The following is a 12,417-nucleotide window of genomic DNA, read 5'->3' as shown; positions in this document are numbered from 1 at the left end:
TCAAGAGCGCTATGTTCAGGATTCTTGTCTTCGCCCTCGTGCTTTTTGCCCTGAGAGTCGTCGTCGGTTTTTTGTTTGGCGTTAGTGACGACGCATCCGGCATATCGGCTGTTCAGCGGTATCTCGCGGAATATTTCCTCGATTCCGCCGTGGTGGTGGCGGTGTTTGCCAGGCTGGCGGCCCTCGAGGTCGCCTCGCCCTGGAGGTGCGCATTCATCGTCGTCGTGTTGGAGGAGGCGTTCGGATCCATCCTGAGCGTTGCCGTGTTTGGCGGTCCCGTCCTTTCGCCTTCATGGATGCTCGACTATCCCGTCTTACTCTTGTCGCTCTCGATGGGTGTATGGATCGGGACCAAGATCGCGCATCGTGACCGCGGACGCGGTGGCGACGGCGCTTGATCGGGTCGCAGGCATGCATGCCGCAAGCGCCGTTTGGCTTGGGCTCAGTGAGGGCGGGCGCCTCTGGGGCGACGTGGAAGGCTTGATGGATCGGGCGCCATGCCTAGGCGGTCGCACATAGTTCGGCCGTCCAATCCCAACCACAGCAGTGTCGTGAAGGTGGGGGCAGCGTCCGGTAGTCGCGACGGCTCCAGAACGCGACGGATGGTCAGCCGAAACTGCTAAAGTCCATGTTCACGCGCAGGAGGGTGACGTGAACGCAGTAGCCACCACCACGGAGGGGCCCGGGCACGATCCGTCGGGCCTCCCACACACGGCCTCCGGCCAGACCGCGGCTGGGCCGGCGTCCGATGCCGGCCCGCAGGCCGCCGTCGATGCCGCCATTGTCGATGCCCTGCTGGCCAAGGGCCGGCTGAAGGAAGCCGACCTCGGCCGCGCCAAGCGGCTGCAGGAGGAAACCGGCGGCAGCCTGCTGGGGCTGCTGGCCCGGCTGGGCCTGGTGTCCGAGCGCGACCACGCCGAAACCGTGGCGGCGGTGCTGGACCTGCCCCTGGTCAGCATCAAGGACGCACCGGAATTGCCTCCGGAAGGCGTCGCGCTGACACTCAAATTCATGAAGCAGTTCGCGGTTTGCCCGGTCCGCGAGACCGAGCAGGCGGTTGAAGCGCTGATGGCCGATCCGCAGGATGTCTACACGCTGGACGCATTGCGCCTGGCGACCCAGCGCGAGGTGCGTCCCTATGTGGCGCTGCGCTCGGAGATCGGCGACCTGATCGAGCGCTGGCACGGCCAGGGCCGCAGCGCCATGGGCGCGATCGTGGAAACCGCCGAGGGCGAGGGTTCCGGCGATCTGGACGACGTCGAGCATCTGCGCGATCTGGCCTCCGAGGCGCCGGTGATCCGGCTGGTGAACCTGGTGATCCAGCGCGCGGTCGAGCTGCGCGCGTCGGACATCCACATCGAGCCGTTCGAAAACCGTCTGAAGGTGCGCTACCGCGTCGACGGCGTGTTGGCCGAGGGCGAGAGTCCGCCGGCCAACCTGACCGCGGCGGTGATCAGCCGCATCAAGATCATGGCCAAGCTCAACATCGCCGAGCGCCGCCTGCCGCAGGACGGCCGCATCATGCTGCGCGTGCAAGGCAAGGAGCTCGATCTGCGCGTGAGCACCGTGCCCACCGCGCACGGCGAGTCGGTGGTGATGCGATTGCTGGATCGCGAGACGGTGGTGTTCGACTTCCACAAGCTCGGCTTCACCGACGCCTTCCTGCCGCAGTTCCAGAAAGTGCTGGACCAGCCGCACGGCATCTTGCTGGTGACCGGCCCGACCGGTTCGGGCAAGACCACCACGCTGTACACCGCGCTGAGCAAGCTCAACACCAGCGACGTCAAGATCATCACGGTCGAAGACCCGGTCGAGTACCAGATCGAAGGCATCAACCAGATCCAGGCCAAGCCGCAGATCGGTCTGGATTTCTCGCACGCGCTGCGTTCGATCGTGCGCCAGGATCCGGACATCATCATGATCGGCGAAATGCGCGATCTGGAAACCGCGCGCATCGCGATCCAGTCCGCGCTCACCGGCCACCTGGTGCTGAGCACGCTGCACACCAACAACGCCGCCGGCGGCATCACCCGCCTGCTCGACATGGGCGTCGAGGACTATCTGCTGACCTCGACCATCAACGGCATCCTGGCCCAGCGCCTGGTGCGCCGGCTGGAGCCTACTCACGCCGAGAAATACCCGGCCTCGCCGGAGGAGATCGACAAGTTCGGCCTGCGCCGCTATCAGCCGCAGGGCGAGATCTTCCTGTACCGCCCGCGCGGTTCGGTGCTGGCGCCCACGGGCTACCACGGCCGCACCACGATCATGGAATTCCTGGTCATGAACGACGAGCTGCGGCGCGCGGTGATGCGCCATGCCGGCATGGGCGAGATCGAGCAGATCGCGCGCGAGTCCGGTGGCATGCGCACCATGTACGAGGACGGCATCGCCAAGGCGCTGGCGGGACAGACCACGATCGAGGAAGTGCTGCGCGTGACCGAGGACGCGTGACCGCGTCACGGCCGCGCGCCACCACCAAGGGGCAGGGCGTATGAACAAGGCAACGGTAAGAACGTCGGGCTGGACTGCGATCGCGCTCGCGGCCGCGCTGGTCTGCGGCGGCACGGCCTGGGCAGCGGGCAAGCCGGCGGCGAAGTCGCTGAGCAAGGCCGCGTTGCCGGCCGGCTTCGCGGTCGGCAGCGGTCAGCCGCCGCTGGCCCTGAAGGTCGAGGTCGCCGACGGCAAGGCCACGGCCAGGGCGGTCGCCGACGCGGCGCAGGCCAACGTCACCGCCAGCGGCGGCGCCGACGGCGGCGAGACCATGCTGACGATCCGCCACGATCTGGCGGTGGCGCTGAAGTTCGACCTGTACATCTCCGCCGACGGCGAGCGTTTCGACTACGCCAGTTCCTGCGCGGTCACGCCGGGGATTTCCAGCTTCGAGATGTGGTCGCGGCCGATCCGCGCCTTCGCGCTGGGCAACCCGCGCGTGGTGCCGGCCGACCGCATGACCTGCGACTGAGCCGACCGCGCCGATGCCCCTGTATCACTACAAAGCCCTCAACGCCCGCGGCGAAATGCTGGACGGGCAGATGGAGGCATCGACCAACGCCGAAGTCGTGCAGCGCCTGCAGGAGCAGGGCCATCTGCCGGTAGAGGCCAAGCTGGCCAGCGAGGCCGGCGGCGCGTCGGTGTGGAAGGGTCTGTTCAAGCCCAAGCCGTTCGGCGGCGCGCGCCTGGTCCAGTTCACCCAGCAACTGGCGACCTTGCTGGGCGCGGGCCAGCCGCTGGATCGCGCGCTGACGATTCTGCTGGAATTGCCCGAGGACGAAGCCGCCAAGCGCACCGTCACCGACGTGCGCGACGCGGTGCGCGGCGGCGCGTCGCTGTCGACCGCGCTGGAGCGTCAGCACGGCACGTTCTCGCGCCTGTACATCAACATGGTGCGTGCCGGCGAGGCCGGCGGCAGCATGCACGAAACGCTGGCGCGCCTGGCCGATTATCTGGAGCGCAGCCGCGCGCTGCAGGGCCGCGTCATCAACGCGTTGATCTATCCGGCGATCCTGGTGGTGATGGTCGGCGCCAGTTTGTTGTTCCTGCTGGGCTACGTGGTGCCGCAGTTCGCGGTGATGTACGAAAGCCTGGACGCGCCGCTGCCGTTCTTCACCAAGATCGTGCTCAGCATCGGCCTGTTCGTGCGCGACTGGTGGTTCCTGCTGGTCGCCACGCCGGCGGTGGCGCTGTGGTGGTTCGATCGCAAGCGTCGCGATCCGGTGTTCCGCGAAGCGCTGGACGGCTGGCTGCTCAAGCGCAAGTTCGCCGGCGCGCTGGTCGCCAAGATCGAGACCGCGCGATTGGCGCGCACGCTGGGCACGCTGGTGCGCAACGGCGTGCCGCTGATGACCGCGCTGGGCATCGGTCGCAACGTGATGGACAACCGCGTGCTCGCGGCAGATGTCGAGGCCGCGGCCGAGGAGGTCAAGAACGGCGTCGCCCTGTCGACCGCGCTCGGCAAGGGCAAGCGCTTTCCGCGGCTGGCGCTGCAGATGATCCAGGTCGGCGAGGAATCCGGCGCGCTGGACTCCATGCTGGTCAAGACCGCCGAGACCTTCGAGCACGAAACCAGCCTGGCGCTGGACCGCATGCTGGCGGCGATGGTGCCGGTGATCACCGTGGTGCTGGCCGGCGTGGTCGGCACCGTGGTGCTGGCCGTGCTCACGCCGCTCTACGATCTGACCAATGCGATCGGCTAGGGGCGGGGCGGCGAAACTGCGACACCGTTCCCTGTTCAGGCCCATGCCCGGCAGGCCGGATCGGCACGTTTCCGCCGTTTTGAACGCAAGCTGTACCGCTTCCCGCGCCGACGTGCCGGTGCCGGAAACGCGGCACAGAATCGAGCTGGACCACGCCGGCCCGGAACCGCTCAGGCGCGCGGCGGTCGAATCCAGGGCTGGGGGCAGCGGGATTAGGCCCCTGGCGAGCGTCTCTTCTGTGTACCCAACCACCTACGGATGAACGAAATGCGAAATCCCCGTTCCCTGCGCCGCCCGTCCGCCGCCCTGCAGCGCGGCATGAGCCTGATCGAAATCATCATCGTGATCGTGCTGATCGGCGCGGTGATGACGGTGGTCGGGACCAAGGTGTTCGGCGCCAACGACAACGCCAAGTTCAAGCTCGCCAAGACCCAGGTGCAGACCCTGGCCGGCAAGATCGAATCCTTCCAGATGGACACCGGCCGCCTGCCGGGCTCGCTGGAGGAACTGGTCAAAGCGCCGTCCGACGCCAACGGCTGGCTCGGTCCCTACGTCAAGGACACCGACCTCAAGGATCCCTGGGGCCATCCGATCGAATACCGCTCGCCTGGCGAAGGCCGCGATTTCGACGTGGTGATCCTGGGCAAGGACGGCAAGCCCGGCGGCACCAGCGTCGACGGCGACGTCAAGTACGAGTAAGCCGCGCATGAGGCAGTTGCGGCAGCGCCCTTCCGCTCCCGCGAGGGGAGGCCGGGGCTTTGCCGCGGCGCGGGCGGGCGTGCGCGCGCGCCGCGCCGGCGTCGGCTTCACGCTGCTGGAAATGCTGCTGGTGGTGGCGTTGATCGCGGCGATCGGTTTGCTGGCCGCGTTCGCCTTCACCGGCGGCATCGCCGGCATGCAGCTGCGCAGCAGCGCCAAGGAGCTGGCCGCGCAGTTGCGCTACACCCGCACCCAGGCGATCGCGACCGGCCAGAAGCAGACCTTCACCGTCGACCCGTCGGCGCACACCTGGAGCGGCGCCAACGGCCGCTCCGGCGAGATTCCGAAGTCCTTGAAACTGTCCTTCGTCGGCGCGCGCCAGACGCAGCCGCGCGAAGGCGAGGGCGCGATCGTGTTCTTCAACGACGGTGCCTCCACCGGCGGCCGCATCCAGCTCAGCGCCAAGCGCGCGGGCTGGAACATCGACGTGACCTGGCTGACCGGCGAAGTGCGGCTCAAGCGCGTGGAGGCGCGGCGATGAGCGCGCCGCCGCGGCGCGGCGCCGGCTTGCGCGCGCGGCATGCGCAGCGTGGCTACACCCTGATCGAGGTGATCATCGCCTTCGCCTTGCTGGCGCTGGCGATGACGCTGCTGCTGGGCACCTTGTCGGGTTCGGCGCGGCAGGTGCGCTGGTCCGGCGATGCCGGGCGCGCGGCACTGCACGCGCAATCGCTGCTGGACCAGATCGGCGTGGCCGAGCCGCTGTCGCCGGGCCAGCAAAGCGGGGACTTCGAGGAAGGCCGCTACCGCTGGACCCTGGGCGTGGCGCAATGGCGCGACCGCGCGGTGGCCGCGGCGCAGCAGCCGGTGGACGTGAACGGTCCGCAGTTGTTCGAAATCACCCTGGCGGTGGAATGGGGCGACGGCGGTCCCGCGCAGCGCTTCCAGTTGCGCAGCTTGCGCAGCGCGCAGGCCGGCACCGAGGCGGTGTTGCCGTGACGCGCGCCTGGCCCGCATCGCCGCGTCGCGCAGGCGCCGGCTTCACCCTGATCGAGATCCTGCTGGCGACGGTGCTGCTGGCCGCGGGCGTGGCGCTCGCGTTCGCGACGCTGTCGGCGGCGACCCAGACCGCCACGCGCGGCGAGGGCATGGCCCAGCGTAACGAGCGCCAGCGCGCGGTCGAAGGCTTTCTGCGCAAGCGTTTGATCGCGACGCGGCCGGTGGCGTTCGGCTTCGACCAGTCCAGCGCCTTGCCGCAGCGCTTCATCGGCGAGCCCGACCGCATGCGCTTCGTCGCCGACCTGCCGGATTACCTGGGCCGCGGCGGTCCGTATCTGCACGATTTCGCCATCGAGTCCGACGGCGATCAGGCGCGCATCATGCTGTCGCTGTCGATGGTGCTGGCCGGGCTGACCATCGAGGAAGAACAGGAGCGTCCGCCGGAATTGCTGGTCGAGGGCCTGAAGTCGGCGCGCTTCCGTTATCGCGCGCTGGACGAAACCGGCAGGCTCGGCGAGTGGCAGGAGCGTTGGCAGACCGTGGAACAACTGCCGCTGATGGTGGAGGTCACCTTCACCGATCTGGACGGCCGCGACTGGCCGCCGCTGGTGGTGTCGCTGCCGCTGGCGGCCAGCGTGGCGCGCGGCATCGTGCCGGGGACGATATGAGCGCGCCGCGCCGGTTCTCGACGCACAAGGCAGGCGGCGCCGCGTTGCTGCTGGTGCTGTGGCTGATCGCGATGCTGACCGCGCTGATCGGCGCGTTCGCGCTGTCGGCGCGTGTCGAAAACATGCAGGGCAAGGTCTTGATGCGTGGCTTGATTGCGCAGAATGCCGCGCGTGCGGGCATGGAATATGCGCTTACACGCGTCACGCAAAGCGATCCGCGCCTGCAATGGCGTCCCGACGGCACCGCCTACCGCTGGTCCTACGGCGGCGCCCAGGTGGAAGTGAAGCTGATCGACGAGAACGGCAAGGTCGACCTCAATCAGGCGGATCCGACGCTGCTGACCGCGCTGATCCAGGGCGCCGGCGGCATCGAGCAGCAGGCCGATGCGGCGCGACTGGCGTCGGCGATCGTCGACTGGCGCGATCCCGACCCGCTGACCCAGATCGCCGGCGGCGCCGAGGACCCGGACTACGCCTCCGCGGGCCTGCCCTACGGCGCCAAGGACTCGGAGTTCGAAAGCGTGGCCGAGGTCGAGCAGATCCTGGGCTTCACCCCGGCCCTGTACGCCAAGCTGGAGCCCTATCTGACCGTTTACAGCGGCCGTGCCCAGCCCGACCCCTCGTTCGCCGCCGCGCCGGTGCTGGACGCGATGGGCCTGAACGGCGCCGATGTGGTCGCCCAGCGTGGCCGTCGCAACCCCGACGGCACGCCGATGCCGGGCGGCGGATTGCCCGGACAACTGCCCGGTCTCGTCGGCGAAGGCAGCGGCACCTATAGTATCGACAGCCGCGCGCGGCTCTCCGATGGCCGCGAGTCGGTATTGCGGGTCGTCGTGCGCGCCGGAGGCAGTGCCGTGCCTGGCATGGCCTATACACCGTTGCGTTGGGAGGAGGGAGCTTCGCCACGATGAACTCGCAAGTCGAAAGCCGGCCGGGAAGCTGGCAGACGGACAATCCGTTGCGACGCCTGAGCGGCCGTTTGGCGCCGGGCGCGGGCGGCTTCCTATCGTGGTGGGGGCGCAATCTCGCCGCCTGGCTGCCGCTGCGCGCGCGCCAGGCCCTGGGCATGGACCGCGGCCGCCTGCTGCTGCAAGTGCAGGGCGATGCGGTGTCGCTGCGTCTGCAGCGCGGCGCCGAACTGCGCGAGCTGGGCGTGCTGCCCGGCCTGGCCGCCTATGCCGACCCCGCGTCGGCCGAACTGGCTGCGCTGTCCGGCCCTAACGCGGTGATCGCGCACACCGGCGATCCGCTGGCGCCGTTGCTGCCGTCCGGCCTGGCCGATCTGCCGCGCTGGCTGTTGCTGCCGGCCGCGAGCGGCCTGCGCCGCCGCCTGACCCTGCCGGCCGCGGCGGCCGATCGCCTGCGCGACGTGGTCGGTTTCGAAATCGACCGGCAGACGCCGTTCACCGCCGACGCGGTCGCGTTCGACGCGCGCGTGCTGGCGCGCCGCGAGGGCGACGGCCAGCTCGACGCCGAACTGGTCGCGGTGCCGCGGCAGGCCCTGAACGTGCAGCTGGCCGCGATCGGGCCGCTGGCCCAGAGTTTGGCCGGCGTCGACGTCGCCGGCGCCGACGGCGCGCCGCTGGCGGTGAACCTGCTGCCGCCCGCGCAGCGCCGCAGCCACAGCGATCCGTTCCGGTACTGGAACCTCGCCCTGGCCGCGGTCGCGCTGATCGCGATCGCCGCGACCATGTGGCAGTTGCTGGCCAATCGCCGCAGCGCCGCCGATATCCTTGAGCAGACCATCGCCAGCCACGCCGTCGCCGCGCGCAATGCCGCCGCGCAGCGCCAGGAACTGATCACGCTGATCGAAGGCCAGGCGTTCCTCGACCGCACCCGCGCCGAACGTCCGAGCACGATCGAACTGGTCAACGAACTCAGCAAGCGCCTGCCGGACAGCACGTATCTGGAGAAGCTGGCGATCGAGGACAACAGCCTGCTGTTGATCGGTTTGAGCCGCGAGGCTTCGTCGCTGATCGCGCGGCTGCAGGGCACGCAGTTGTGGCGTTCGCCGGCGTTGACCGGCGCGGTGCAGCCCGATCCCACCAGCGGCCGCGACCGTTTCACCCTGACCGCCGAAATCGGTCCGCCGCGTGCGGAGAACGCCCGTGGCCAATGACGTGAAAGTGTGGGGCATCGAACGCGACCGTTGGGCGGCGTTGGGTTTGCTGCTGGCGGTACTGGCGCTGGGCTATGCGGTGCTGATCCACCCGTGGTGGACGGTGCCGATGCTGGAAGCGAACGAGCGCCTGGACAGCCTGAAGGAACGCGAGCTGCGCCAGCGCATGCAGTTGCAGCAGGCGCCGCAGGTGCAGCAGCGCCTGCAGCAGGTGCGCCAGCAACAGGCCGGCCAGCCGGGCTTCCTGCCCGAGGCTTCGGCGGAACTGGCCAGCGCGGCGCTGGTGCAGCGCCTGGAGAACGTGGTCGCCCAGGCCAGCCCCGGCAATCGCAGCTGCCGCATCGACAACCGTTCGCCGCTGGCCGACACCAGCCGCCGCGATCGCTATGCGCGCGTGGTGGTGCAGGTGCGCCTGCGCTGCGGCACCGGCGAGACCGCGGCGGTGCTGCACGCGCTGGAAAGCGGCTCGCCGCGCCTGTTCGTCGGCAACCTCAATCTGCTGTCGGCGCGCGGCTACTTCGTGCCGGGCACCGGCCGGCCTTCGTCCGACGGCGGCGTCGACGTGAGCTTCGACCTGTACGGCTACCTGCGCCCCAGCCCCAAGGCCGCGGCGCCCGCCAAGCCCGCGGTCGGCATGCCCGCCGTCGATATGCCAGGAGCCGCCGATGCGCCTTGACGCCGCCAGCCCGCGCACCTGGTTGCTCGCCACCGTCGCCGGTTGGGCCGTGCTGGCCTGGGTGCTGGCCTTGGCCGGCATGGGCCGCGCCACGCGATTGCTCGACGACGACGCCAGCCTGGTCCAGGCCCTGCCGCAGTCGCGTCCGCCGGCGCAGCCACGGGTCGGCCCGCTCACCCAGTACGGCGAAATCGCCGCGCGCCCGCTGCTGATGGACGATCGCCGCCCGCGCGCGTTCTTCGTCCAGGGCAAGGGCGACGAGGCCGCGCAGGCCAACACCTTCGACTACGTGCTGACCAGCGTGCTGATCACCCCGACCCTGCAGATGGCGATCCTGCAGCCGGCCGACGGCAGCGAGTCGGTGCGGGTCAAGTTGGGCGAAGTACCCGAATCGCATCCGGCCTGGCGCCTGAGTTCGCTGGATCCGCGCAGGGCCGTGTTCGAAGGCCCCGAAGGCCGGCGCGAGATGGACCTGCGCGTGTACGACGGTCAGGGTGGCCAGCCGCCCACCGCGGTCGCGGTGCCGCCGGCGGCCGCGCCCAATCCGAGCGGGCCGAACACGCGACCGCCGCCGCCGCCGCCGCAACCGGTCGCGCGCAGCGCCACCGCGATGCCGGCGCCGGTCGCGACCAACGGCGGTCCCGCTCAGGTCGCACCCGTCACCAACAGCACCACCACCATCGCCCCGTCCGGTAGCGAACCGATGACCGAGCAGGCGCAGATGGAAGCCATCCGCAAAAGGATCGAGGCGCGTCGCGCCCAATTGCGGCAACAGCAAGCCCAGCAACCCCCGGCCAAGACGCCGTGAGAGTGAACGCATGAAGCTACGTCACAACCCAACCGCGTCCCGCGCCATCATCGGCTTCACCATCGCCAGCCTGCTGGCGGCTTGCGCGAGCGCGCCGGTCCCGGACATCCGGCGCGATGCCGATCCCAACGCCCTGGTCGGCAAGGCCGGCACCGCCGGCACGTCCTCGGCCGATCCGGTGTCGTCGCAACCGCTGCCGGAGGAGAACCGCGGCCCGCGTCCGCAGATCCGCCGCGGCACCGGACAGGTCATCAACCGCAGCGCCGCGGCCGAAGCGCCCGCAGGCATCGGCGCCACCAGCGGCTCGGCCACCTTCAACTTCGAAGGCGAGTCGCTGCACGCGGTGGTCAAGGCCATCCTCGGCGACATGCTGGGCCAGAACTACGTGATCGCGCCGGGCGTGCAGGGCACCGTGACCCTGTCCACGCCCAAGCCGGTCAGCCCCGCGGCGGCGATGAACCTGCTGGAAATGGTGCTGGGCTGGAACAACGCGCGCCTGGTCTACAGCGGCGGCCGCTACAACATCGTGCCCGCCGACCAGGCCTTGGCCGGCAACGTCGCGCCCAGCACCGCGCCGGCGTCGGCCGCGCGCGGCTTCGAGGTGCGCACCGTGCCGCTGCGCTTCATCTCGGCCACCGAGATGGAGAAGATCCTCAAGCCGTACGCGCGCCCGAACGCGATCGTCAACGTCGACGGCGCGCGCAACGTGATCAGCATCGGCGGCAGCCGCGCCGAGCTCGAGAACTACCTGCACACCATCGAAATCTTCGACGTCGACTGGCTGTCGGGCATGTCGGTGGGCGTGTTCCCGCTGCAGTCGGGCAAGGCGACCAAGGTGGTCGCCGACCTGGAGAAGGTGTTCGGCGAGCAGAGCAAGTCGCCGGTGGCGGGCATGTTCCGCTTCATGCCGCTGGAAGGCGCCAACGCGGTGCTGGTGATCAGCACGCAGCCGGACTACCTGGACGACATCCAGCAGTGGCTGGAGCGCATCGACGGCGCCGGCGGCGAGATGCAGTTGTTCACCTACGAACTCAAGTACATCAAGGCCAAGGAACTCGCCCAGCGCCTGTCGGAAGTGTTCGGCGGCCGCAGCGGCGGCAGCGGCGATTCCGGCGGCGGCTCGCCCTCGCTGATGCCGGGCCTGGACCCGGTCGAGCTGCAGGACGGCGCCAACGGTTCCACCGCCAACATCGGCGGCAAGGACAGCGGCACCGGCGGCACCGGCGGTGGCAGTGGCGGCGGCGAAATGTCGCTGGGCTCGCGCCAGAGCGGCAACGGCAGCGTGACCTTGGAGATCGATGGCGCGCGCGTGGGCGTGGCCGCGGTCGAGGAAACCAACTCGCTGCTGGTGCGCAGCAGCCCGGGCGCCTGGCGCTCGATCCGCGATGTGATCGACAAGCTCGACGTGATGCCGATGCAGGTGCACATCGAGGCCCAGGTCGCGACCGTGCAGCTGCGCGGCGACCTGTCCTACGGCGTGAACTGGTATTTCGAGCGCGCGGTCACCGACAACGGCCTGCCCGACGCGGTCGGCCGCACCACCTGGAGCACCCTGGCCGGCAGCATCAAGCCGGTCGACACCACCAACGGCACCGGCGGCCTGGGCTGGACCTTCCTCGGCCGCAACGCCGCGGCGGTGATCAGCGCGCTGGACGCGGTGACCGACGTGCAGCTGCTGCAGTCGCCGTCGGTGCTGGTGCGCAATAACGCCGAGGCCACGCTCAACGTCGGCAGCCGCATTCCGATCGCTTCGGTCACGGTCAATCCGGGCTCCAACAACGACAACACCTACAGCCAGGTCCAGTACCTGGACACCGGCATCATCCTCAAGGTGCGTCCGCGCGTGAGCAAGGACGGCATGGTGTTCCTGGACATCGTGCAGGAAGTCAGCAGCCCCACCGGCAACCCCGACCGCAACGGCAACGTCCGCATCGACACGCGCAAGCTCAAGACCGAGGCGGCGATCCAGAGCGGCGACACGGTGCTGATGGCGGGCCTGATCAGCGACCAGCTCGGCCGCGGCTCCTCGGGTTTCCCGGGGCTGAGCCGGATTCCGGTGATAGGCGGCTTGTTCGGGCGCCAGTCCTCGACCAACGAGCGTCTGGAGACGATCATCCTGCTGACGCCGACGATCGTGCGTAACCCGCAGGAAGTGCGCAACCTGACCGACGAGTACGGCCGCCGCTTCCGCGCCCTGGAGCCGCTGCAGCCCAAGCGCCGCAAGCCCTGAGCCCGGACAGGTCCGGGCCGGGCGT

Annotated in this window: 13 protein-coding genes; all 13 read left to right on the top strand. The window is 69.5% G+C overall.

What is annotated here, in order from left to right; translation table 11 throughout:
* Positions 1–11 precede the first annotated feature (11 nt).
* The 13 genes from LVB77_RS18555 to gspD all read left to right on the top strand — a co-directional run bounded on the left by LVB77_RS18555 (position 12) and on the right by gspD (position 12,392).
* Positions 12–398, top strand: coding sequence for a hypothetical protein (locus tag LVB77_RS18555; RefSeq protein WP_232907573.1), 387 nt, complete (start codon positions 12–14; stop codon positions 396–398).
* 382 nt (positions 399–780) lie between these two features.
* On the top strand, positions 781–2,451 hold the full coding sequence (gene gspE / locus LVB77_RS18550) for a type II secretion system ATPase GspE (RefSeq protein WP_232910362.1): 1,671 nt from the start codon (positions 781–783) through the stop codon (positions 2,449–2,451).
* A 40-nt stretch (positions 2,452–2,491) separates the two neighbouring features.
* Entirely contained in the window at positions 2,492–2,962 is a 471-nt protein-coding gene (locus tag LVB77_RS18545; RefSeq protein WP_232907571.1) for a hypothetical protein, read from the top strand.
* A gap of 13 nt (positions 2,963–2,975) precedes the next feature.
* Positions 2,976–4,193, top strand: coding sequence for a type II secretion system F family protein (locus tag LVB77_RS18540; RefSeq protein WP_232907570.1), 1,218 nt, complete (start codon positions 2,976–2,978; stop codon positions 4,191–4,193).
* A 267-nt stretch (positions 4,194–4,460) separates the two neighbouring features.
* On the top strand, positions 4,461–4,892 hold the full coding sequence (gene gspG / locus LVB77_RS18535) for a type II secretion system major pseudopilin GspG (RefSeq protein WP_232907568.1): 432 nt from the start codon (positions 4,461–4,463) through the stop codon (positions 4,890–4,892).
* A 121-nt stretch (positions 4,893–5,013) separates the two neighbouring features.
* Positions 5,014–5,433 (top strand): GspH/FimT family protein, encoded by a 420-nt coding sequence (locus LVB77_RS18530; RefSeq protein ID WP_232910360.1) that lies wholly within the window; start codon positions 5,014–5,016, stop codon positions 5,431–5,433.
* Entirely contained in the window at positions 5,430–5,891 is a 462-nt protein-coding gene (locus tag LVB77_RS18525; RefSeq protein WP_232907567.1) for a prepilin-type N-terminal cleavage/methylation domain-containing protein, read from the top strand. Before LVB77_RS18530 ends, LVB77_RS18525 begins: the two co-directional genes overlap by 4 nt.
* Positions 5,888–6,559 (top strand): general secretion pathway protein GspJ, encoded by a 672-nt coding sequence (locus LVB77_RS18520; protein WP_232907566.1) that lies wholly within the window; start codon positions 5,888–5,890, stop codon positions 6,557–6,559. Before LVB77_RS18525 ends, LVB77_RS18520 begins: the two co-directional genes overlap by 4 nt.
* Positions 6,556–7,470, top strand: a complete 915-nt coding sequence (locus tag LVB77_RS18515; protein WP_232907565.1) for a type II secretion system protein GspK — start codon at positions 6,556–6,558, stop codon at positions 7,468–7,470. Before LVB77_RS18520 ends, LVB77_RS18515 begins: the two co-directional genes overlap by 4 nt.
* On the top strand, positions 7,467–8,678 hold the full coding sequence (locus tag LVB77_RS18510) for a PilN domain-containing protein (RefSeq protein ID WP_232907563.1): 1,212 nt from the start codon (positions 7,467–7,469) through the stop codon (positions 8,676–8,678). The genes LVB77_RS18515 and LVB77_RS18510 overlap by 4 nt, the downstream gene beginning before the upstream one ends.
* The gene (gene gspM / locus LVB77_RS18505) at positions 8,668–9,354 is read left to right on the top strand and encodes a type II secretion system protein GspM (RefSeq protein WP_232907557.1); all 687 of its coding nucleotides are present in this window, start codon (positions 8,668–8,670) and stop codon (positions 9,352–9,354) included. Before LVB77_RS18510 ends, gspM begins: the two co-directional genes overlap by 11 nt.
* Positions 9,344–10,162 carry a general secretion pathway protein GspN gene (locus LVB77_RS18500; RefSeq protein ID WP_232907555.1) on the top strand — a complete coding sequence of 273 codons (819 nt, stop codon included), beginning with the start codon at positions 9,344–9,346 and terminating at the stop codon, positions 10,160–10,162. The genes gspM and LVB77_RS18500 overlap by 11 nt, the downstream gene beginning before the upstream one ends.
* 10 nt (positions 10,163–10,172) lie before the next feature.
* A complete protein-coding gene (gene gspD / locus LVB77_RS18495) occupies positions 10,173–12,392 on the top strand; it encodes a type II secretion system secretin GspD (RefSeq protein WP_232907554.1) in 2,220 nt (739 codons plus the stop codon).
* Positions 12,393–12,417: the final 25 nt, after the last annotated feature.

The sequence above is a fragment of the Lysobacter sp. 5GHs7-4 genome (assembly GCF_021284765.1).
Lineage (GTDB): Bacteria > Pseudomonadota > Gammaproteobacteria > Xanthomonadales > Xanthomonadaceae > Lysobacter.
Note: the sequence above shows the minus strand (reverse complement) of the source record. Positions and strands in the feature narration are given on the sequence as shown.